The organism is Enterobacter cloacae complex sp. 2022EL-00788, assembly GCF_026627565.1.
Taxonomy (GTDB): Bacteria; Pseudomonadota; Gammaproteobacteria; order Enterobacterales; family Enterobacteriaceae; genus Enterobacter; species Enterobacter pasteurii.
Map to the genome: position 1 here is coordinate 148,715 of NZ_JAPNMC010000007.1, position 21,671 is coordinate 170,385.

General features: G+C 55.5%; 24 protein-coding genes and 3 tRNA genes. 13 read left to right on the forward strand and 14 right to left on the reverse strand.

Annotation, left to right across the window (positions count from 1 at the left end; genetic code table 11):
• Positions 1-40 precede the first annotated feature (40 nt).
• A complete protein-coding gene (deoA, locus tag OWK27_RS13060; protein WP_267590519.1) occupies positions 41-1,363 on the reverse strand; it encodes a thymidine phosphorylase in 1,323 nt (440 codons plus the stop codon).
• A gap of 100 nt (positions 1,364-1,463) precedes the next feature.
• Positions 1,464-2,243: a deoxyribose-phosphate aldolase gene (gene deoC, locus OWK27_RS13065; RefSeq protein WP_267590520.1), complete on the reverse strand. Its 780-nt coding sequence runs from the start codon at positions 2,241-2,243 to the stop codon at positions 1,464-1,466.
• 262 nt (positions 2,244-2,505) lie between these two features.
• On the opposite strand from deoC, the gene OWK27_RS13070 reads away from it, so the two are divergent.
• Together OWK27_RS13070 and OWK27_RS13075 are read left to right on the forward strand one after the other, a co-directional pair.
• The gene (locus OWK27_RS13070) at positions 2,506-4,041 is read left to right on the forward strand and encodes a YjjI family glycine radical enzyme (RefSeq protein WP_267590521.1); all 1,536 of its coding nucleotides are present in this window, start codon (positions 2,506-2,508) and stop codon (positions 4,039-4,041) included.
• Positions 4,016-4,876: a YjjW family glycine radical enzyme activase gene (locus tag OWK27_RS13075; RefSeq protein WP_267590522.1), complete on the forward strand. Its 861-nt coding sequence runs from the start codon at positions 4,016-4,018 to the stop codon at positions 4,874-4,876. The genes OWK27_RS13070 and OWK27_RS13075 overlap by 26 nt, the downstream gene beginning before the upstream one ends.
• Here OWK27_RS13075 and OWK27_RS13080 read toward each other — a convergent pair.
• The 8 genes from OWK27_RS13080 to OWK27_RS13115 all read right to left on the reverse strand — a co-directional run bounded on the left by OWK27_RS13080 (position 4,871) and on the right by OWK27_RS13115 (position 11,241).
• Positions 4,871-5,653, reverse strand: a complete 783-nt coding sequence (locus OWK27_RS13080; RefSeq protein ID WP_267590523.1) for a TatD family hydrolase — start codon at positions 5,651-5,653, stop codon at positions 4,871-4,873. The two genes, OWK27_RS13075 and OWK27_RS13080, sit on opposite strands and share 6 nt — an antisense overlap.
• Positions 5,650-6,702: a patatin-like phospholipase family protein gene (locus OWK27_RS13085; protein ID WP_176608762.1), complete on the reverse strand. Its 1,053-nt coding sequence runs from the start codon at positions 6,700-6,702 to the stop codon at positions 5,650-5,652. The genes OWK27_RS13080 and OWK27_RS13085 overlap by 4 nt, the downstream gene beginning before the upstream one ends.
• Positions 6,703-6,824: 122 nt before the next feature.
• Positions 6,825-6,986: a DUF1328 domain-containing protein gene (locus OWK27_RS13090; protein ID WP_003856556.1), complete on the reverse strand. Its 162-nt coding sequence runs from the start codon at positions 6,984-6,986 to the stop codon at positions 6,825-6,827.
• Positions 6,987-7,113: 127 nt separating this feature from the next.
• Positions 7,114-7,731, reverse strand: a complete 618-nt coding sequence (gene osmY, locus OWK27_RS13095) for a molecular chaperone OsmY (protein ID WP_148421982.1) — start codon at positions 7,729-7,731, stop codon at positions 7,114-7,116.
• Positions 7,732-8,035: 304 nt separating this feature from the next.
• Entirely contained in the window at positions 8,036-9,625 is a 1,590-nt protein-coding gene (gene prfC / locus OWK27_RS13100; RefSeq protein ID WP_148421984.1) for a peptide chain release factor 3, read from the reverse strand.
• 92 nt (positions 9,626-9,717) lie between these two features.
• Complete coding sequence (gene yjjG, locus OWK27_RS13105; protein ID WP_176608764.1) at positions 9,718-10,395, reverse strand: pyrimidine 5'-nucleotidase; 678 nt, start codon at positions 10,393-10,395, stop codon at positions 9,718-9,720.
• A gap of 20 nt (positions 10,396-10,415) precedes the next feature.
• Positions 10,416-10,859, reverse strand: a complete 444-nt coding sequence (gene rimI / locus OWK27_RS13110; protein ID WP_267590524.1) for a ribosomal protein S18-alanine N-acetyltransferase — start codon at positions 10,857-10,859, stop codon at positions 10,416-10,418.
• Entirely contained in the window at positions 10,828-11,241 is a 414-nt protein-coding gene (locus OWK27_RS13115) for a DNA polymerase III subunit psi (protein WP_267590525.1), read from the reverse strand. Before OWK27_RS13115 ends, rimI begins: the two co-directional genes overlap by 32 nt.
• A 102-nt stretch (positions 11,242-11,343) precedes the next feature.
• Here OWK27_RS13115 and rsmC point away from each other — a divergent pair, with 102 nt between their 5' ends.
• From rsmC to OWK27_RS13135, 4 genes are all read left to right on the forward strand, one after another.
• Positions 11,344-12,372, forward strand: coding sequence for a 16S rRNA (guanine(1207)-N(2))-methyltransferase RsmC (gene rsmC / locus OWK27_RS13120; protein ID WP_148421990.1), 1,029 nt, complete (start codon positions 11,344-11,346; stop codon positions 12,370-12,372).
• 148 nt (positions 12,373-12,520) lie between these two features.
• Positions 12,521-12,607: transfer RNA gene (locus OWK27_RS13125), tRNA-Leu, on the forward strand.
• A 28-nt stretch (positions 12,608-12,635) separates the two neighbouring features.
• Positions 12,636-12,721 (forward strand) — tRNA-Leu (locus OWK27_RS13130).
• A gap of 33 nt (positions 12,722-12,754) precedes the next feature.
• Positions 12,755-12,841 (forward strand) — tRNA-Leu (locus tag OWK27_RS13135).
• A gap of 41 nt (positions 12,842-12,882) precedes the next feature.
• On the opposite strand, the gene OWK27_RS13140 is transcribed toward OWK27_RS13135, so the two are convergent.
• On the reverse strand, positions 12,883-13,113 hold the full coding sequence (locus tag OWK27_RS13140; protein WP_267590526.1) for a DUF1435 domain-containing protein: 231 nt from the start codon (positions 13,111-13,113) through the stop codon (positions 12,883-12,885).
• A gap of 256 nt (positions 13,114-13,369) precedes the next feature.
• On the opposite strand from OWK27_RS13140, the gene OWK27_RS13145 reads away from it, so the two are divergent.
• Together OWK27_RS13145 and fhuF are read left to right on the forward strand one after the other, a co-directional pair.
• Positions 13,370-14,434, forward strand: a complete 1,065-nt coding sequence (locus tag OWK27_RS13145; protein WP_193354775.1) for a GGDEF domain-containing protein — start codon at positions 13,370-13,372, stop codon at positions 14,432-14,434.
• Positions 14,435-14,529: 95 nt separating this feature from the next.
• Complete coding sequence (gene fhuF / locus OWK27_RS13150; RefSeq protein WP_267590527.1) at positions 14,530-15,318, forward strand: siderophore-iron reductase FhuF; 789 nt, start codon at positions 14,530-14,532, stop codon at positions 15,316-15,318.
• A gap of 72 nt (positions 15,319-15,390) precedes the next feature.
• Here fhuF and OWK27_RS13155 read toward each other — a convergent pair whose 3' ends face one another.
• The gene (locus tag OWK27_RS13155) at positions 15,391-16,737 is read right to left on the reverse strand and encodes a PTS sugar transporter subunit IIC (protein ID WP_148421998.1); all 1,347 of its coding nucleotides are present in this window, start codon (positions 16,735-16,737) and stop codon (positions 15,391-15,393) included.
• 328 nt (positions 16,738-17,065) lie between these two features.
• Here OWK27_RS13155 and OWK27_RS13160 point away from each other — a divergent pair, with 328 nt between their 5' ends.
• The gene (locus OWK27_RS13160; protein ID WP_148421999.1) at positions 17,066-17,524 is read left to right on the forward strand and encodes a YbaK/EbsC family protein; all 459 of its coding nucleotides are present in this window, start codon (positions 17,066-17,068) and stop codon (positions 17,522-17,524) included.
• A gap of 37 nt (positions 17,525-17,561) precedes the next feature.
• Here OWK27_RS13160 and bglJ read toward each other — a convergent pair whose 3' ends face one another.
• Both bglJ and OWK27_RS13170 read right to left on the reverse strand, forming a co-directional pair.
• Entirely contained in the window at positions 17,562-18,197 is a 636-nt protein-coding gene (gene bglJ / locus OWK27_RS13165) for a DNA-binding transcriptional activator BglJ (protein WP_148422130.1), read from the reverse strand.
• The gene (locus OWK27_RS13170; protein ID WP_148422001.1) at positions 18,194-18,931 is read right to left on the reverse strand and encodes a helix-turn-helix transcriptional regulator; all 738 of its coding nucleotides are present in this window, start codon (positions 18,929-18,931) and stop codon (positions 18,194-18,196) included. The genes bglJ and OWK27_RS13170 overlap by 4 nt, the downstream gene beginning before the upstream one ends.
• Positions 18,932-19,320: 389 nt before the next feature.
• On the opposite strand from OWK27_RS13170, the gene OWK27_RS13175 reads away from it, so the two are divergent.
• The 4 genes from OWK27_RS13175 to OWK27_RS13190 all read left to right on the forward strand — a co-directional run bounded on the left by OWK27_RS13175 (position 19,321) and on the right by OWK27_RS13190 (position 21,571).
• A complete protein-coding gene (locus OWK27_RS13175) occupies positions 19,321-20,097 on the forward strand; it encodes a threonine/serine ThrE exporter family protein (protein WP_148422002.1) in 777 nt (258 codons plus the stop codon).
• Positions 20,088-20,561, forward strand: a complete 474-nt coding sequence (locus tag OWK27_RS13180) for a threonine/serine exporter (protein WP_176608772.1) — start codon at positions 20,088-20,090, stop codon at positions 20,559-20,561. Before OWK27_RS13175 ends, OWK27_RS13180 begins: the two co-directional genes overlap by 10 nt.
• A gap of 44 nt (positions 20,562-20,605) precedes the next feature.
• Entirely contained in the window at positions 20,606-21,058 is a 453-nt protein-coding gene (locus OWK27_RS13185) for a MarR family winged helix-turn-helix transcriptional regulator (RefSeq protein ID WP_148422006.1), read from the forward strand.
• 84 nt (positions 21,059-21,142) lie between these two features.
• Positions 21,143-21,571, forward strand: a complete 429-nt coding sequence (locus tag OWK27_RS13190; protein WP_003856578.1) for an organic hydroperoxide resistance protein — start codon at positions 21,143-21,145, stop codon at positions 21,569-21,571.
• Positions 21,572-21,671 lie beyond the last annotated feature (100 nt).

The following is a 21,671-nucleotide window of genomic DNA, read 5'->3' on the forward strand; positions in this document are numbered from 1 at the left end:
ACTTAGTGCTTCATAAAAATGCGATCAGATCAGTATACCGCTATTCGGTGATACGACGATAGACCGTCGGTGTGGTTTCCGGTGCTTTATCGTCAAGAGATATTGCCGCTTTCACCGCTTTCGCCGCGTCCTGCCAGCTGGCTTCGTCTTTGGCGTGGATCACCGCCAGCGGACGTTGGCCGTCAACGCTGTCGCCCAGACGGGCCATATCGGTAAAGCCAACGCTGTAATCAATGGTGTCGGACGCCTGACGACGACCGCCGCCCATTGAGACCACCGCCATGCCGAGCGCGCGGGTATCCATTGCGGAGACAAAACCTTCGCTGTCCGCGTAGACCGCTTTGCTGAGCATCGCGGTTGGCAGATATTTGGCGTAGTTTTCCACGAAGTCGGTCGGGCCTTTCTGCGCCGCCACCATACGGCCAAAAATCTCCGCCGCTTTACCGTTGTCCAGAACCGCCTGAAGCTTGGCGCGGGCTTCCGTATCGTCTTTGGCAAGCTTGCCGGAGATCAGCATCTCCACGCACAGCGACATGGTCACGTCGAGCAGACGCGGGTTGCGGTATTCACCCGTCAGGAACTGCACGGCCTCGCGCACTTCCACGGCGTTACCGGCGCTGGATGCCAGCACCTGGTTCATGTCCGTCAGCAGTGCGGTGGTGCGCACGCCCGCGTCGTTGGAGACGCCAACGATCGCTTCAGCCAGCGCTTCAGAGAGCTCGTAGGTCGGCATAAACGCGCCGCTGCCTACCTTCACGTCCATGACCAGCGCGTCCAGACCTTCCGCCAGCTTTTTGGCGAGGATAGAGGCGGTGATCAGCGGGATGGAGTCTACGGTTGCGGTAATATCGCGGGTCGCGTAGAAACGCTTGTCTGCCGGAGCAAGCGAGCTGGTCTGGCCGATAATCGCCACACCAACGTCTTTAATAATGTCGCGGAAGCGGTTGTCGTCCGGGAAGATATCGAAGCCCGGAATGGCTTCCAGTTTGTCGAGCGTACCGCCGGTATGGCCCAGGCCACGCCCGGAGATCATCGGGATGTAGCCGCCGCAGGCTGCGACCATAGGGCCAAGCATCAGCGACGTCACGTCACCCACGCCGCCGGTGGAGTGTTTGTCCACAATCGGCCCGTTGAGGTTAAGGCTCTTCCAGTCCAGCACGGTTCCTGAATCTCGCATCGCCATGGTCAGCGACACGCGCTCAGGCATCGACATATCGTGGAAGAAAATGGTCATCGCCAGGGCAGCAATCTGACCTTCAGAGACGGTGTTGTCGCGAATGCCGTTGATAAAGAAGCGGATCTCTTCGTCGCTCAGGGCAAGACCATCACGTTTTTTACGAATAATTTCTTGTGCGAGAAACACGGTAACCCCCATGCGGAATCGGGTGAATTGTGGCGGGCAGCGCCCGCCCTACGTTCCTGTAGGCCGGATAAGCGAATCGCCATCCGGCATTTTTTAGCTATTAGTAGCTGCTTACGCTCTTACCGTCGCCATGGCCCAGCGCTTTCAGCAGGCTCGCCAGCAGGCTGGAGGCGCCGAAGCGGTAGTGGCGGGAGTCCGCCCACTCTGCGCCGAACAGCTCGTCGGCAATCGCCAGGAACTGCTGCGCGTCTTCAGCGGTACGCACGCCGCCAGCCGGTTTGAAGCCCACGGTTTTGGACACCCCCATATCGCGGATCACTTCCATCATGATGCGCGCGCTTTCCGGCGTGGCGTTAACCGGCACTTTACCGGTAGAGGTTTTAATGAAATCAGCCCCGGCTTTGATGGAGATTTCAGACGCTTTACGGATCAGCGCCTCTTCTTTCAGTTCGCCGGTTTCGATGATCACTTTGAGCAGCACGTTTGCCGCCGCGCACGCGTCTTTACAGGCCTTCACCAGGTCAAAACCGACCTGCTCGTTGCCGGCGATCAGCGCGCGGTACGGGAACACCACGTCAACTTCGTCTGCGCCGTAAGCAATTGCCGCACGGGTTTCTGCCAGGGCGATCTCGATGTCGTCATTGCCGTGCGGGAAGTTAGTCACGGTTGCAATGCGCACGTCCGGCGTGCCCTGCTCTTTCAGCGTCTTGCGGGCAATCGGAATAAAGCGCGGGTAGATACAAACGGCGGCGGTGTTACCCACTGGCGTTTTCGCCTGATGGCACAGGGCGATGACTTTTTCATTGGTATCGTCATCGTTCAGGGTGGTCAGGTCCATCAGCTTCAACGCGCGCAGGCTGCTTGCAGTTAAATCGGTCATAACATTCTCCAACGGCAGTGCCGTATCAATTTTACCTTGCGGGTCTGTGAGTATTCTAACATTCACCCGCATCCACACTTCGATATTCATCACAGTTAATGAAAACTGCGTGCAAATTTGCATTACTGTAATGAGATCTTCTTCAAACTTTAGCGTACAGGTTGCTGACTAAAGCAGCGATACCCCCTGCCGGATCAAAAGCCCCGCCAGGCTGGCTTCCTACAATTCGTTCACCATCCGCAGAATAATCCAGGAAGTGAACATGCCCGACGCCCTGCAACAACGTTGCCAGCACATTGTGACAAGCCCGGTGTTAACCCCGGAACAAAAACGTCATTTTCTGGCGCTGGAAGCAGAGAACAATCTGCCTTACCCTGCTCTGCCAGAGGCGGCACGCGCCGCGCTGGACGAAGGATTTATCTGCGACATGTTCGAAGGCCATGCGCCCTACAAACCGCGCTACGTGCTTCCGGACTACGCTAAATTCCTGGCAAACGGCTCAGAGTGGCTGGAGCTGGAAGGGGCGAAAGATCTGGATGATGCCCTCTCGCTGCTCGCTATCCTCTACCATCATGTTCCGTCCGTCACATCAATGCCGGTCTATCTGGGCCAGCTCGATGAAATCCTCACTCCGTATGTTAAAATTCTAACACAGGATGAAATCGATAGCCGAATAAAACGTTTCTGGCGCTATCTCGACAGAACCCTGCCGGATGCCTTTATGCATGCCAATATCGGCCCGGCGGATACGCCCGTTACGCGTGCTATTTTGCGAGCGGACGCAGAGCTGAAGCAGGTCGCGCCGAACCTGACCTTTATTTACGACCCGGACGTTACCCCTGACGACCTGCTGCTGAGCGTGGCGAAAAACATTTGCGAGTGCAGTAAACCGCATATTTCCAATGGCCCGCTGAATGATAAAATTTTCACAAAAGGCCGCTATGGCGTGGTGAGCTGCTACAACTCCCTGCCGCTGGCGGGCGGCGGCAGCACGCTGGTGCGCCTTAACCTGAAAGCGATTGCAGAGCACAGCCACTCTCCCGAAGACTTTTTCACCCGTACCCTGCCGCACTACTGTCAGCAGCAAATGGCGATCGTTAACGCGCGCTGCGATTTTTTATATGAACAATCCGGCTTCTTTGAGAATAGCTTCCTCGTAAAAGAGGGGCTGATCGATGCCGATCGTTTCGTGCCGATGTTTGGCATGTACGGGCTGGCCGAAGCGGTGAACGTGCTGTGCGAAAAAGCAGGTATTGCGGGGCGTTACGGAAAAGACGAGCAGGCCAACGCGCTGGGCTACCGCATCAGTGAACAGCTTGCGGCATTTGTTGAGAACACGCCGGTGAAGCACGGCTGGAAGCACCGCGCGATGCTGCATGCCCAGTCTGGCATCAGTTCTGATTCAGGCACCACGCCGGGGGCGCGCCTGCCTTACGGCGACGAGCCGGATCCCATCAGCCACCTGCTGGCCGTGGCGCCACATCACCAGCACTATCATTCGGGTATCAGCGATATTCTCACCCTGGATGAGACGGTCAAACGCAATCCTCAGGCGGTGGTACAGCTTTGCCTGGGGGCGTTTCGCGCCGGTATGCGCGAATTTACCGCCAACGTCGCCGGAAACGACCTGGTGCGCGTCACCGGGTATATGGTGCGGCTCTCCGATCTGGAAAAGTACCGGGAGGCCGGTTCTCGCACCAACACCACCTGGCTCGGCGAGGAGGCCGCGCGCAATACCCGCATTCTGGAACGTCAGCCACGCGTGATTAGCCATGAACAGCAGATGCGCTTTAGTTAGTCAGGTTATTCCCTTCTCCTGCGTGGACGGGCCGGGCAGCCGCCTGGCGCTGTTCCTCCAGGGCTGTAACCTGCGCTGCAAAACCTGCCACAACCCGTGGACCATCGGGCGCTGCAACGACTGCGGGGACTGCGTGCCCCGCTGCCCCCACGATGCGCTGACCATGCAGGCCGGGCGCGTCTGGTGGCAGGAGAGCGACTGCCACCAGTGCGACACCTGCCTGCGCCTGTGCCCGCGGCAGGCCACGCCGATGGCGCAACGCTTTAGCGTAGAGGAGATCCTCATCCAGGTTCGCAAGTCCGCGCCTTTTATTGAAGGCGTGACCGTCAGCGGGGGCGAGGCCACCACGCAGCTGCCGTTTGTGGTTGCGCTATTCAACGCGATAAAGGCCGATCCGGCCCTGCGGCATCTGACGTGTCTGGTGGACAGCAACGGCCTGTTAAGCGAAACCGGCTGGCAAAAGCTGCTGCCGGTGTTTGACGGCGCGATGGTGGATCTGAAGGCCTGGGGCAATGAGCATCACCGCTTTCTGACCGGGCGCGAAAATACGCAAATCAAGCAGAGCATTCGCTGGCTGGCTGAACATCATCGTCTTGCCGAGCTGCGCCTGCTGGCGATCCCCGAGCGGTGCGATTATCTGCAAAATCTGCCTTCACTGACCGCGTTTATCCATAGCCTGGGGAATATTCCGGTGCGGATTAACGCCTTTCACGCTCACGGGGTTTACGGGGAGGCGGCGCTCTGGCGGAGCGCCACGCCGGAGGATATCGAGCCGCTGGCGCTGGCCCTGGAACAGCAGCAGATTACGGTGATCCGCCCGGCGCTGTATCTATAGCGTGATGCCGAAGACCGCACGGGTATTTTCCAGCAGCGCGCCGGCAATGACGTCCTCAGGCTCCTGGCGCAGCTCACACAGCACGTCAAAAACGCGCGCCGCCTGCTCCGGGCGGTTCGGCTGGCCCTGAAAACCATTCAGCGGCATATCGGGCGCATCCGTTTCAAGCAGTAGCGAAGACAGCGGGAGTTGCGCCATCACGTCGCGGGTTTTGCTGGCGCGCGGGTAGGTAATGGTGCCGCCGACGCCAATTTTATAGCCCAGGTCGATAAAACGCTGCGCCTGCTGAAGGCTGCCTGCGAAACCGTGCACGACGCCCCTGCGCGGCAGATCGATGCGCTTCAGATGCATCGCCAGCTTGTCATGGGTGCGTCGGGAATGGAGGATCACCGGCAGATCGTGACGTTTTGCCAGCCTGAGCTGCGCGTCCAGGATCGCCTGCTGGCGTTCAAAGTGCGGATCCTCGCGATAGAGATCGAGGCCGATCTCACCGACGGCAACCAGCTTCTCACCCGCGGCCTGCAGCGCGGCATCAAGCCTGTCGAGGTGTTCATCAAGATGGTGCTCAATCACGATCGGATGCAGCCCCAGCGCCGCATACAGCGCATCGTGATGGCGGGCGAGCGCCAGCACGGTATCAAACCGCGCCGCTTCAATGGCGGGCACAATTATGGCTTTTACGCCTGCCTGCGCCGCCCGTTCGATGGATGATGCTTCCTCGCCGCTGAACGGCGGAAAATCAAAGTGGCAATGGGTATCAATAAAGCCGTGCCTCACGCCAGATCCTCATTATCGAGTAAGCCATCGTTCGCCTGCGGAGCATCCACCAGCGGCATCGCCACCGCGTCATTGGCCACTACCGCAGGCGGCAAAATAATACGCTTATGCCGGTGAAGCGGCGGCTGGCCGGCCAGCATTTTACCCACCGTCGCGAGGAAGTAGCGACCGCAGAGCCGCCCCGTTTTATAGTCCATACGCAACGCCGGCAGGCGGCTGCCCAGCGCCATGCTTAGCAGCGGCCTGGGCGGATAAATTTCAAAGATGCGCAGCTTACCCGGCGGCTTTTCGATAAAGCGCTGCATCGCGCCGTAGGTCGTTTCATGCTGTTTTGCGATATTCACCAGCGGCTGCAGGCTGCTGTCGCCCAGCCAGCGCTCCATGCGCTTAAACCACTGCGGGGTGTAATACATCTGCGAAGGCACCGTGCGGATCACCACGATAGTTTTGGCCCCACGCCGCGCGGCCTCCTGCACCGGCACCGCGTCGCTGATGCCGCCATCAAGATAGTTAACTCCCTCCAGCAGCGCGCCGGTACGGTAGAAACCGGGGATCGCGCTTGAGGCGCGAATGATATCCAGCCAGTTCTCTTTCTGCGGCGAAAAATAGCCCGGGGAATAGTCGTCGCCACGGCTGGCGCACATCCAGAACGACTTTCCGGCGTCGAACAGCCGCGACGCGGTATCCATTGCCAGCGGCATCTGGCTGGAGGTGGCATCCAGTAACCAGTCGAGATCGATCAGGTTCCCGCCGCGCACGAAGCGCACCGGGTTAAAAAATTCTTTGGACGTGGTGTAGCGCATAATAACTTTGCGCGCGTAGCCGGGCTGGTTGCAGACGTAGGCCGAAAGATTCTGCGCCCCGGCAGAAGTACCAAAATAGAGATCGAACGGGTTGAACTGCGCGCGCATAAATTCGTCGAGCACGCCAGCGGTGAAAATACCGCGCTGACCGCCCCCTTCACAGACCAGCGCAAGCTGGCCTGCATGAAACGGTTTTAACGTCAGCGGCGCAATATTGCCGAGCGTAACGGGAATTCGTTGCCCCACCTCTGCCTTCCTGTTTTCATTATTTTGATAAGACACAGTAACGCACATCCCCGCCACTTCTCAAACGAGAAAAAGCCAGTCACAAGGACTGGCTTTAGTTTGTTTAATCAATATTGCGTTTGCTACGGGCGACGTCGGCCCGTAAACAGGCTGACCAGGAACAGAATAATACCTACGACGAAGACAATTTTAGCTGCCCATGCCGCTGTACCCGCCAGTCCACCAAAGCCCAATGCGGCGGCAATTAACGCGATAACCAGAAAAATAATGCCCCAACGAAACATAAGCCTCTCCTTTACCATAGTTAATGTCGGCCGCTAAACGTGAGCGCTCAGGTCACTCACCGGCGATTTTCCAGAGTCGTTTTTATTTCGCCCGCAGGGCTAAGCCTGACGGGCGAGTGATGTTGCTTTACTTCGTTTTCAGATCGTTTTTAACGCTTTTCACACCATCAATCGCTTTCGCAATTGACTCAGCACGATCGCTTTGTGCCTGGTTCTCTACCGTACCGGACAGCTGTACCACGCCATCGGTGGTTTCAACTTTCACCATACGGGACGGCACGATGTCGTCAGCTAACAGTTTAGCTTTGATTTCGCTGGTGGTTGCTGCATCCCCGGCATAACCCTTCACCGAAGATTCTTTACTGTCACGTACGTGCAGTTTGTCGCTGACGGAGCTTACGCCTTCAACGCCTTTGGCCACTTTCACGGCCTCTTCAGCCTGGGTCTGGCTTTCAACGAAACCACTCAGGGTGACAACTTTGTTGTCGGTTTTGACGGAAATATCGGTGCTCTTGATGGCTTCATGATCCACCAGTGCGGCTTTCACTTTTGCTGTGATGGAGCTGTCATCCATGAAATTACCGACTTTATTCATAGAGCTATCGATTTTTTCCCCTGCGGTATTAGCGGTGTTTTGCGCTTTATCCATGGTGCTGGTTTCCGCCAGAGCAGAACCGCTTACCAGGACGCTACCTAACGTTACAGCCAGCAGAGTTTTAGAAATCTTCAGTCTTGTCATATTCATCGATTTATTCCTGTGTTTTGCCCGTTATTTGGGCGACATACTTCCCTAAATCTTGGTTTTATATATTGCGAATTAACACACGGGCGAAATGGAGAACCAGTGGACATGCATTGAACAGTTAATTCATCCACGCCCGGTGCTAAACACTGAGTTAAATATAGATCACAATTACGGAGGTGCATTCAGAATTGGGGAAAAAACGAACGAATAGCGAAAAATTGCGTTGAATTAAGAACATTCCGCAAGGGTTTAATAACACAGGGATTAAAGCAGAGCACGGCGGCTGCCGTGCTCTGAGAGGGAATTAATGCTCGCGGGTTTTGCGGAACTGAACGTCAGGATAACGCTCTTGCGTCAGGTTCAGGTTAACCATGGTCGGGGCGATATAGGTCAGGTTGTCGCCGCCGTCCAGCGCCAGCTGAATTTCGTTCTTACGCTTAAATTCTTCGAATTTCTTCACGTCTGAACACTCAACCCAGCGCGCGGTCGCCACGTTCACCGATTCGTAAATCGCTTCCACGTTGTACTCGCTTTTCAGGCGGGCAACGACCACGTCAAACTGAAGCACGCCCACCGCCCCAACGATCAGATCGTTGTTGGCGATTGGCCGGAACACCTGGACTGCCCCCTCTTCGGAAAGCTGTACCAGGCCTTTCAGCAGCTGCTTCTGCTTCAGCGGATCGCGCAGGCGAATGCGGCGGAACAGCTCCGGCGCGAAGTTCGGGATACCGGTGAACTTCATCATCTCGCCCTGCGTGAAGGTATCGCCGATCTGAATGGTGCCGTGGTTGTGCAGGCCAATGATGTCGCCCGGATAGGCTTCTTCCACGTGCGAACGGTCGCCCGCCATAAAGGTCAGCGCGTCGGAGATCACCACGTCTTTACCGATACGTACCTGACGCAGCTTCATGCCCTTCTCGTACTTACCGGACACCACGCGCATAAAGGCAACGCGGTCGCGGTGTTTCGGGTCCATGTTGGCCTGAATTTTAAAGACGAAGCCGGAGAACTTCTCTTCCTTCGCTTCCACTTCGCGCGTGTCGGTTTTACGCGGCATCGGCTGCGGCGCCCACTCAACCAGACCGTCGAGCATATGATCGACGCCGAAGTTACCGAGCGCGGTACCGAAGAAGACCGGGGTGATTTCACCGCTCAGGAACAGTTCTCTGTCGAACTCGTGAGACGCGCCTTTAACCAGCTCAAGCTCGTCGCGCAGCTGCGCGGCCAGCTCTTCACCGACGGCAGCGTCCAGCTCCGGGTTATCCAGACCTTTTACAATGCGCACTTCCTGAATGGTGTGGCCTTTACCGGTCTGATACAGATAGGTTTCGTCTTTATAGAGGTGGTAAACCCCTTTGAACAGCTTACCGCAGCCGATTGGCCAGGTGATTGGCGCGCAGGCAATCTTCAGCTCGTTTTCCACTTCATCCATCAGCTCCATCGGGTCGCGGATGTCACGGTCGAGTTTGTTCATAAAGGTGAGGATCGGCGTATCGCGCAGCCGGGTAACTTCCATCAGCTTGCGGGTACGATCTTCAACACCTTTCGCGGCGTCGATCACCATCAGGCAGCAGTCGACCGCCGTCAGGGTACGGTAGGTATCTTCGGAGAAGTCTTCGTGGCCCGGGGTGTCCAGCAGGTTCACCAGGCAGTCGTGATACGGAAACTGCATCACGGAGGTGGTAATCGAAATACCACGCTGCTTTTCCATCTCCATCCAGTCGGATTTTGCGTGCTGGCTGGAGCCACGGCCTTTCACCGTACCGGCGGTCTGGATCGCCTGTCCGAACAGCAATACCTTCTCGGTGATGGTCGTTTTACCGGCATCCGGGTGCGAGATAATGGCAAAAGTGCGGCGTTTGGCCACCTCTTGCAGATAAGGAGACAACGTCATAATCAAATCTTCTTAGGTAAGCGCGGCAGCAGGCCGCGCATCATGGAATACGAAAAATGCGGCTATTTTACCCATCAGCAGGGGGCAGGCAATCATTGTTTACACAGGAGCTGCTCCAGTTCGTTCAATGACGTAACGGTCCAGGTCGGCTCGATGCCTTCCGGCAGCACGCGACCGTGCGCGTTCAGCCAGACGGTCGACAGACCCGATCTCATACCACCAAGAATATCAGATTCTGCGGTATCCCCCACCATCAGCACGCGATCGCGGTCAGGATTTCCGGCCTGCGCCAGCGCATAATCGAAAATACGCGGATCCGGCTTCGGTACGCCTACCTCTTCGGAGATCACCAGCGCGTCGAAATGATCGCGCAGGCCGGTGCGCTCAAGGCGGATCTGCTGCAGGGCGGTAAAGCCGTTGGTGATGATCCCGAGCTTCACCTTCCCTTTCAGCGAATCCAGCAGAGAAACGGCACCGGGTAGCGGCGCGCAGATATCCGCCATTGCGTTGAGGAAGGCCTCGTTCAGCGCTCCCGGGCTGACCTTCAACCGTTCTGCCCACACGTCAAAACGCTGATGCTGAAGCTGTAACGCGGTGATGGCTCCGTTCTGGTAATCTACCCACAGCGGTTTGTTCACCGCCTGATAGTTCTGAAAATCTTCAGCGGTGAAGGTCACGCTATAGTCGAGAAACATCCGCTGCAGGCCACCGAACGAGTCAAACGTAAACAGCGTTTCGTCAGCGTCAAAGAAAATCCAGTCCCATTTCATCGTTACAACCTTATTTTTCGTTATCCAATCGGCAGAGCCATGATAATGGCGTCTTCACGTCCCTCTGCGGTGGGGTAGTAGTTACGGCGGATTGTCGCCTTGTTGAAGCCTAAGCTTTCATAGAGTGCGATGGCGGCGACATTCGACGCGCGCACCTCCAGCCACAGGGTGAAAACGTCACGGGTCTCAAGCTCGCGAATGAGGTGCTCAAGCAGTTCCCTGCCCAACCCGCGGCGTTGATAAGCAGGATCGACCGCGATATTAAACAGCGTCGCCTCGTCCAGAACGACCTGGGTAATGGCAAACGCGGCCATCGTACCGGCTACGTCCAGGCGGAGATTTAAATAGCGGTCGCCCTGATTGCTGGCAAACGTCTTTTCGCTCCACGGAAAGGCATGGGCGCGCGTTTCAATCGCGAACGCGGTGGACAGGTCAGCCGTCGTGAGGGAAGAAATCGTGTTCATATTCGCAAATTTGTTGCCATAGCGCGCAGCGCGCTTTTGGGTTGGCCTTCAGTTCATCCAGCGCCGGGGAGCTGATCTGGCTCCCTTCGAGGGGTAGCGCATCAACCGTCCCGATTCTCCAGCTGTTACAGCGGCTGTCAGGAGGAAGCATCGCGACGCTTTCGGGCGCCAGCTGTAGTACCTGATCGGCCGTCAACTTCAGGCTGCGAAGGACATCTCCGATAAGGGGGTCATTCAGGGCAGGCAGCGCTTCTGCCACCATCACCAGGCGGACATGCTCAGGGATGGAGATTGCGATTTCGCCGCGCAACGCCGTCGGGCGACGCAAAGCCCACTGGGTGATGCCCAGCTGCTGCAGCTGCCAGTCTCGTCGGGATGTCATAGCGAAAACTCCTGTCTCTCAGGCGCGCAAATATAGCAAATGTGTCGAAACTGCGCCATCTACCTACTATAATCCCCGCCTGAGTTTATTGAGGAACAATTCATGTCTGCATTTACCCCGGCAAGTGAAGTCTTGCTGCGTCACAGTGATGATTTCGAAGAAAGCCGTATTCTGTTTGCCGGAGATATGCAGGATGACCTGCCCGCGCGTTTCGACTGTGCTGAAAGCCGTGCCCACACCCAATACTATCACCACTGGCAGGTGCTGAGCCGCCAGATGGGCGAGCGCGCGCGCTTTAGCCTGGCGGCGGAGCAGAGCGATATTGCTGACTGCGACACGCTGATTTACTACTGGCCGAAGAACAAACCGGAAGCCCAGTTCCAGCTGATGAACCTGCTTTCTCTGCTGCCGATCGGCTGCGATATTTTCGTTGTCGGGGAGAACCGCAGCGGCGTGCGCAGCGCGGAGCAGATGCTGGAGGATTACGCGCCGCTGACCAAAATCGACAGCGCCCGCCGCTGCGGCCTGTATCACGGGCGTCTGGAAAAACAGACCGCCTTTGATGCCAACGCCTTCTGGGACGAGTACCAGCTTGACGGCCTGACCATTAAAACCCTGCCGGGCGTATTCAGCCGTGACGCGCTGGATACCGGCAGCAAGCTGCTGCTTTCTACCCTGACGCCACATACCAAAGGCAAGGTGCTGGACGTGGGCTGCGGCGCGGGCGTGCTTTCAACGGTTCTCGCCAGCCACTCGCCAAAAGTTCGTTTAACCCTGTGTGACGTGAGCGCCCCGGCGGTAGAGGCCAGCCGCGCCACGCTTGCAGCTAACGGCATTGAAGGCGACGTGATTGCCAGCAACGTCTTCTCCGACGTGACCGGCCGCTTTGACATGATCATCTCTAACCCACCGTTCCACGACGGAATGGAGACCAGCCTGGAAGCCGCGCAGGCGCTGATCCGCGGCGCAACCCGCCACCTCAACAGCGGCGGTGAGCTGCGTATCGTGGCAAACGCCTTCCTGGCCTACCCGAAAGTGCTGGATGAGACCTTTGGCTTCCACGAAGTGATCGCCCAGACTGGCCGCTTTAAGGTCTATCGCACCGTAATGACGCGCCAGGCGAAAAAGTAAGACTCGCCCTGCACCGGCGATGGCTGACGCTGCCATCGCCCATTTTTGCAGCAATCAAAACAACGCGCGCATTTTTCTGTTGACGTAAAGCTGAAAACATCTAGAATGCGCCTCCGTGGTTACGATACTTTTACAGTATCGATGGTATGCGAAGGTGGCGGAATTGGTAGACGCGCTAGCTTCAGGTGTTAGTGTCCTTACGGACGTGGGGGTTCAAGTCCCCCCCCTCGCACCATAAATCACGTTGATATTGCTCGCACTGGGCGAAGGTGGCGGAATTGGTAGACGCGCTAGCTTCAGGTGTTAGTGTCCTTAGGATGTGGGGGTTCGAGTCCCCCCCCTCGCACCAACGAGGCGATATCAAAAAAAGTAAGATGACTGTGCGAAGGTGGCGGAATTGGTAGACGCGCTAGCTTCAGGTGTTAGTGTCCTTACGGACGTGGGGGTTCAAGTCCCCCCCCTCGCACCAATTATCTTACATCCCTTCAGCAGCACCTCTGGTTTTCCCTTTTATTTCAAACTCATCATAATGACCAGTATTGCACTGACCAGCGCAACGCATGACGGCAGCAGCACGTAATGCCGTAACTGCTTGTGCCATATCATCGCGGACGTCACCAGCAGTCCTGAAACAATCATTGCTTTCCATACATCAATGGGGAGATCGGCGAACGTCAGGCCACCGATGATGAAGCCGGGCAGCAAAATACCCCACCCGCTTCCCAGCGCTTTGCTCAACATGGTTTAACCTCTCGCATCGATAATGATAACCAATATCATATGATAGTAATTATCACTTGTCAGCATGCGAAGCAAGAAATAGCACCGACAATTTGCTTTCCTATAATGACAGAGAATGTGTAAGGTGATAAATTGCCCACCTGTTAACTTCTCATAAAGTTTTTCTGATAATAAAAATTCAATTGAGTTGCATCTAATATTACATAACAACACCTTGCTTCTTGTTTTAATTGAGTTTTAATAAAAACGCACGCATATGACATCACAAACCTGGCGGTCTTTAGTCGATAAGAAATATCAATTATCTTTACGTTTGTTCTTATTTCTGAATGCCGCATCCGCCCTGTTCTCGGTAACAAACCCGCTGTATTCCGTTCGCGTGTTATCCGTTCCCCTGTTTGCGGTATTTATTTTCAGCTCAGGCTTACTTATCTGGCACTGGAAAAACTGCGCGCGAAAAATAAATATCCCTGTTGTTTCAGGTATTTTCGGGTTTTTATGGGCCTGGCAGATCGTCTCTAAATTTTCGTTAATTACGCACGATCACGCGAATTTTTTAATGATGGCCCTATTAACGGTGCTTTTTATAGGGTCTCTGGCGTTTGCCAGTAATATCAAGGCATTTACGCTCCATTCATTTCCCGCTTTTATTGCCTGCCTGTGGCTTAGCGATTCCGAATACTGGCTGCGAATGGCGTATTCTTTCGCCCTGCCGGTGGTGGCCATCGGCATTCATCACGTTCTTCAGCGGCGCAACGACCGTTTCGCCCAGGAACTCCTCTCCGAACTGCTGGAGGAGCGCGAAACCCTGACCGATCTCAGCATGATGGATCCGCTCACCGGCCTGTATAACCGCCGCGGGCTGCAAAGCCGGCTGGAGAATCTTCCCACCCCGGACAGCGGCGAGCACTTTGTGCTGCTGATGGATATCGACCACTTCAAAGCCTACAACGACCATTACGGCCATATGATGGGCGATCAGGCCTTAATCAGAGTCTCGGCTGCGATCCGCGACGCCGTGCGTTCACGCGATATTGTCGCCCGCTTCGGTGGAGAAGAATTTATGGTGCTGCTCAGTAATATCCCGATTGAGCAAGCGCGGCAGACGGCGGAACGCATCCGGCAGAAGGTGTACGACCTTAAGATCCCGCACATGTTTAATGAAAGCGTCGCCACCAACGTGACCATCAGTATCGGCATCGCCATGTTTGAAGGCGAAGACGTGGAAGGCGCGCTGGCGAAGGCGGATAAAGCCCTCTACGAAGCCAAGCATATGGGACGCAACAGCATATTGCTGAGCGAGGAGCTGCACACCGCCTGACGGCGCGTTCACAGAGCCAGGATAAAAGTCTTGCGCTCGGTTTTATCTATAGTTAGGATTGGCAATCATTATCATTTAGATTTGTAATCCACACTATGGCTACTCGTACCGCACACATCGTTGAGCCCTTACTCTGGCGAGCACCGCTCTCCGCCGGGGAGACAACGCTTGCGGATGCCATACGCGAGAAAATTGCCGTTACCCGCGCCCACCTGCTGGATTTCATCAAGCTGGATGAAGCGCCTCCGCACCATGCGCTGACGCTGGCGCAGTGGCAGCGCCCTGCCGAGCTTCGCTCGCTGCTGGCAACCTATTCCGACCATATTTACCGTAATCAACCGACGCTTGCGCGGGAAAACAAACCGCTGCTCTCCCTCTGGGCACAGTGGTACATCGGGCTGATGGTTCCCCCGGTCATGCTGGCATTGTTGACCCAGGAAACCGTGCTCGACCTGTCGTCAGAACATTTTCACGTCGAATTTCATGAAACCGGGCGCGCCGCCTGTTTCTGGATCGACGTCCATGAAGATCCGAGCGCGATTCACCTTTCCGCGCAGGCGCGTATGGAAATGCTGATCGCCAGAGCGCTGGTTCCGGTCGTTGACGCGCTGGAAGCGACGGGCGAGATCAACGGCAAGCTGATCTGGAGTAATACCGGGTATCTTATCCACTGGTATTTAACCGAGATGAAGCCGCTGCTTGGCGACGAGAAAGTGGAGGCGCTGCGCCAGAGCTGTTTCTTTGCCAAACAGCTTTCGGATGGGCGCGATAATCCTCTTTACCGCACCGTGGTCCCGCGCGAGGGGCTTCTGGTCCGTCGCACCTGCTGCCAGCGCTATCGCCTGCCGGATGTACAGCAGTGCGGCGACTGCACGCTGAAATAGTCGGGCGGGAGCGTAATCCCTCTCGTTAAACAACGCTGAAAGCGGCAACCGACGCTGCCGCTTTGCGTTTACTCAGGCAATCTGCTGATTTTCCTCTTCCGCGTTACGCTGTGCTTCTTCCGCTTCCTGCTGGAGGAGCTGTTTCTCGTACACCTTGAAGAACGGGAAGTAGATGATGGCTGAAACGCAGGCCAGCACCAGCACCAGAATAGCGGCACGGAAATCCCAACCCAACGCCCAGGCTGCACCAACCGGAGCCGGCGCCGTCCACGGCACAACGGAAATCACGCGGCCAATCAGATCGAACTTCATCGCCGCCCACGCCAGCACGGCGTTAACCATCGGCGCCAGCAGGAAAGGAATGAAGAAGACCGGGTTCATCACAATCGGCGTACCAAAAATGACCGGTTCATTGATGTTGAAAATGCTTGGCACCACGCTCAGGCGGCCAATCGAGCGCAGGTGCGCGGAGCGGCTGCGCAGGTAGCAGAACACCAGCCCCATCGTCGCCCCTGACCCGCCGATCACGATAAAGAACGTCCAGAAGGCTTCCATGAAGATGTGCGGCAAAGGCAGGCTCGCCGCAAGCGCGGTCTGGTTAGCCCCCAGATTTGTCAGCCAGAACATTTGCAGCATCCCGGATACAATCGCGGCGCCGTGGATCCCGGCAAACCACAGCAGGTGCCCAATCAGCACCGCCAGCAGTATCGCAGGCAGAGAGTCAGCGGCGGACACCAGCGGTTTAAAGATCGACATAATCGCCTGCGGGATCAGCATACCGAACTGCGACTGAATCAGCAGGCTCAGCGGATAGAGCGTCAGCACCACCACCAGCACCGGAATCAGCAGATCAAACGAGTTTTTGATCATCGGTGGAACCTGGTCCGGCAGGCGAATCCCGATGTTGTGTGCTTTCAGGAAGCGCATCATCTCAACGCAGTAGATCGCCACCAGAATCGCGGTAAAAATACCGGTTCCGCCGAGGCTATCAACCGGCAGCGTGCCCTTGGTTTTAGGGGCTGCCACCAGCAGAAACGCCATCAGCGACAGCATCGCGCACATAAACGGATCCAGCTGATGCGTTTTAACGTAATGCTTGCCCAGGTTATAGGCGATGGCCGCGCAGATATAGAGGGACATCACGCCCATCGTCATATCAAACGGCGTCAGAATTTGGCCTTCAAACTGCTTCGCCATATCCAGCCAGGCGCGAGCAAAGCCCCACGTGGTATCAGGCGAAAAAGGTGGGTAAGCAAACACTAACAAGAATGAGCCTACAATCATGAACGGCATCGCCGAGATAAATCCGTCACGAATAGCCATAACATGACGCTGGGAAGAGATCCGCCCGGCAATCGGACTGACGTAATTCTCAACGAAACGGAAAATCAGATTAAACGCAGCATGGTTGGCAGACATATCAGATCTCCTTTCAGACGTTCGTTTCAGGCGTGTTCACGCCACACGCTGTGCCATAAATCCACTTCACAACCTTGCCGGATCGTGTACCAGCGGTACTGCTCAAACGGATTGGTTTCATAATTAGCTCTTATTATTAGATACAGGGGAAGTTACACCCTCAGTATTAATCTCTGCATCACGCTCTGCAACCGGTTACTGTAACCGGTTTCTGTGAATGTGAAGGCGATCCAGAAATCGCCCCTGACGGATATTTGTTACTTAAGGGATATTTACAGCGACTAATTTGTTGTGACAGATTACGCAGGATATTTGTCAGGAGGAATCAATGAGTTTGCAGTCTGTACAGCAGTTTTTTGCCGACAACGCTCCGGATATAGAGATCATTGAGCTTAACCAAAGCACGGCGACCGTTGCGCTGGCTGCGGCCGCGCACAACGTTGAGCCAGGCCAAATTGCCAAGACCCTGTCGCTGAAAATTAAGAATGACGTGATTCTGGTGGTCGCCAAAGGGGATGCGCGTCTGGATAACAAAAAGCTCAAAGAGACATTCGGCGCAAAAGCCCGCATGCTCAGCAGTGATGAAGTGGTTACCCTGACGGGCCATCCTGTCGGCGGCGTCTGCCCTTTCGGACTGGAGAATCCTCTTTCGGTTTATTGTGACATCACGTTAAAACAGTACGCGGAAGTGTTACCCGCAGCGGGTGCCATCCACAGTGCGGTGAGAATATCGCCCGACAGGATGGCGGAACTGACCGCGGCAAAATGGGTAGATGTCTGTATCTGAACGTTGCGCCAGAAGTGCTCTGGCGCATCACGCGTTTCTATGAGAATGACGGAACGGTGAGAGCGGAACGACGCACTTCCCGCGCGGGAAGATGCGCGAGGATATCCGCCGCATCCAGTAACCCCACGTCAGAATTGACGCCCAGCTTTACCATCGCGTTAAACTTGTGCGCGCGGATGGTTTTGATATTGCGCTCAAGCTGTGCCGCTATTTCAGGTATCGAATAGCCAGACGACATGTAACGCAGTATTGCCCGCTCCGTTGGGCTCAGCATGCGGTTCTGGTTCACGCACCAGTGATTATAAATATTGTCATTCACCCGATGCGTCTCGCTGAGCAGCGTCCCAAGCTCCTCAACCAGCTGCTTCAGCGGAACCGATTTACTGATTATCCCATGCAGCTGGGACGGCGACAGATGGCTCACCAGCCTCGCCTCCATCTCATCCGAAACCAGCACGATACGCTGAACGCCGCCGTGAGTGAAGGTAAGGTCACGCAAGCATGCCAGACAGTTTCGGCGCTCCTCACGCGCATCGGACAAAGAATAGATTACCGCAAAAAATGAGGTATCAGAGAGCGCCGCTTTAAAGCTGTCGAATCCGCTAAACAGGTGCACCTGATAATGGCGCAGGGCCGGCATCGCAAAAAGATGCTTCAGCCCCACGGCGCTCATTGAGCAGCTTTCGATGACGGCGATATGTCCTGGTGCAGTGGTTTTTTCCATTCCTCAAACTCTCCATAAGCCGACATTAAACTGAGTTCTCGCATTCCCTGGGTACTGCTAATCCAGGCGTACATATCGGCATTGCTGCGAAGCGATAAACGGCGCATGGCACTGTTTTTCTGTGCGCTGATCGTTTTATTACTTTTCTTCAGCAGCGTCGCAATTTGGTTAATTCCCCAGCCCTTGCCTAACAGACGTAAAACCTTGCGTTCAGAGTGGGTGAGCGCAATCATTTGCTCACTCTCTTCTTCAATATCGGGATTTTCCGGCATTAATAGCGTCTGGCTTATTCGCTCAGCACGTTCGCTGCCCGCGCGAATGGCGTTAATCACGCCTTCAATAGGCTCCATATCCGACAGTAAGGTGCTTTCCGGACGCATAAGTAGCTCAACCGCCAGCGGATAAAGAGGACGAGAGACGAGGAAAATCCAGTGAATATCCCTGTATTGATTCATTAATCCATAATATTGCTCAAGCGTGCCGCGCGGATTACGGTACTCCCCTGAAATATCGGCAATCACAACCCCAGCACGACGCAATTGAAGTAGCGTTAACTCCTGCATGGAACGGCAGTACGTCAACTCAAATTCCGGAAAATGGCGGGCCATTAAGCCACCCAGCCCATTTTGCATAACCGGTACTCTACTAATCACCACTCCGTGTTTACCATTCAATGGCAACATAGACCCTCCATGTCATTAATTCATTATTTAAGAACGAGCTAACCCTACGAGATAAAACATATTTGCATCCCTAAGAACAAAACGGCTTAATACTCGTAAACGATATAAATGTCATATAGGTTAAGAAACGCCCAATACAGGCTTAATATCGCATAAAGACTATCGAAATTTAATTGAAGTTGCCTTAAAAGATCGAAAATATGAAATTAGAAATACTTAATATATTGCTTTTATAAATCCTTATTTCATATTCATTAGGCAAATAATAAGCCTGTCCCCTCCCGGCGCTAACCACGCCACCGATCGCATAAAAGTTGATCTGGCCCAGCGCAATGGGCCCTGCACTTTGTGTTAAAAGTAAGCAATCTCTCTTCTCTTCAGGGCATTACATGCAGGCAGATCGGTCTACGCAGCGAGCTACCACGCGGCTATGTATTCAGTGCGGGCTTTTTCTCTTACAGCACGGAGCAGAAAGCGCCCTCGTCGAAGAACTTTCCACGCGCCTTGGGCTGGCGCTGGGGATGGACAGCGTCGAAAGCTCCATCTCGTCAAATGCCATTGTGCTGACCACCATTAAAGACGGGCAGTGCCTCACCTCGACCCGTAAGAATCACGACCGCGGCATTAACATGCACGTCGTAACGGAGGTGCAGCACATCGTGATCCTCGCCGAGCATAAGCTGCTCGATCTTCATGAGATTGAAAAACGTTTCAATCAAATCAAGCCGCTTCGCTACCCGCGCTGGCTGGTTGTGCTGATGGTAGGGCTCTCCTGCGCCTGTTTCTGCAAGCTCAATAACGGCGGCTGGGACGGCGCCGTCGTGACCTTCTTTGCCAGCAGCATCGCGATGTATGTCCGCCAGCTGTTAACGCACAGGCAGCTGCATCCGCAGATTAACTTCTGCATAACGGCCTTTGTGGCGACAACCGTCTCCGGCCTGCTCCTGCGCCAGCCCGTCTTCGCCAGCACGCCTACGGTTGCGATGGCCGCCAGTGTGCTGCTGCTGGTGCCGGGGTTTCCCCTCATCAACGCCGTCGCCGATATGTTTAAAGGCCATATCAACACCGGTCTGGCGCGCTGGGCGATAGCCAGCCTGCTAACGCTGGCGACCTGTATCGGGGTCGTAATGGCCATGACGATGTGGGGGTTACGCGGATGGGCGTAATTGATTTTCTGCTCGCACTGGCGCAGGACATGCTCCTGGCAGCCCTACCCGCCGCTGGATTTGCGATGGTGTTTAACGTCCCACAGCGGGCGTTACCCTGGTGCGCGCTGCTCGGCGCCATTGGTCACGGCTCGCGTATGGCGATGATGACCGCTGGCTTTAATATCGAATGGTCGACGTTTATCGCCGCCATGCTGGTCGGAAGCATTGGTATTCAATGGTCCCGCTGGTATCTGGCACACCCGAAAGTGTTTACCGTGGCGGCAGTCATTCCCATGTTTCCCGGCATTTCGGCCTATACCGCAATGATTTCCGCCGTAAAAATCAGCCACTTTGGCTACAGCGAACCGCAAATGATCCTGCTGCTGAGTAACTTCCTCAAAGCCTCGTCAATCGTGGGCGCGCTCTCCATCGGCCTGTCGATTCCCGGCCTGTGGCTTTACCGCAAGCGTCCACGCGTTTGATAAAATCGCTTGCAATTATATCGCGCACTATCTATATTCATCCCATGGACGCAAAAATGAACGACACCACCGACGCGCTACTGCTGGATAACCAGCTCTGCTTCGCCCTTTATTCGGCGAACCTGGCGCTTAACAAGCTGTACCGGCAGCTGCTGGCACCGCTGAACCTGACCTACCCGCAATACCTGGTGATGCTGGTGCTGTGGGAGCAGGATGATATTACGGTGTCAGACATCGGCGAGCGGCTGTTCCTGGATTCCGCCACGCTAACGCCCCTGCTGAAGCGCCTGGAAAGCGCAGGATTGATCCTCCGCCAGCGTTCCCGTCAGGATGAACGTCAGGTCGCCGTGACCCTGAGCGACGCGGGCCGCAAGCTGCAACAGCAGGCCGTAGCCATCCCACACGCCGTGGGTTGTGCTGCGCAGTGTGATACCGACACCATGCTGGCGCTCAAGCAACAGCTCGAACTGCTTCGCCAGCAGCTGCATCGCGCGTAAGGCTATACTTTACGCGTCTTTATTTACCTTAAAACATCGCACGCTATTTAATAGCGCACTTAAATACAAGATGAGGAACCTGCCATGTCTTTAGAAAAAGTTGTCTACACTGCCAAAGCCAAAGCAACCGGGGGCCGCGACGGCCGCGCAACCTCTTCCGATGGCGTTCTGGACGTCAAGCTGGGCGTGCCAAAAGAGATGGGCGGCATGGGTGGCGAAGTGACTAACCCTGAACAGCTGTTCGCCGCGGGCTACTCCGCCTGCTTCCTGGGTGCGATGAAGTTCGTTGCGGCACGCGATAAGTTCGCGCTGCCAAAAGACGCCTTTATTGAAGGTGAAGTCGGCATTGGCCCGCTACCGACCGGTTTTGGTATCGAAGCGAAGCTGAACATCCACGTTGAGGGGATGGACGCAGCGGAAGCCAAAAAGCTGGTGGATGCAGCGCACATCGTCTGCCCTTACTCTAACGCGACGCGCGGCAATATCGACGTGACGCTGAACATCATCGCGTAATCAGCCTCTGTGACTGTAGCCCCGGTACGCGTAGCGCTACCGGGGAAATCCTCTCCTTTCCTGCCCTCTCTCTGTGCTACCATAACCCTCAATCACGCCC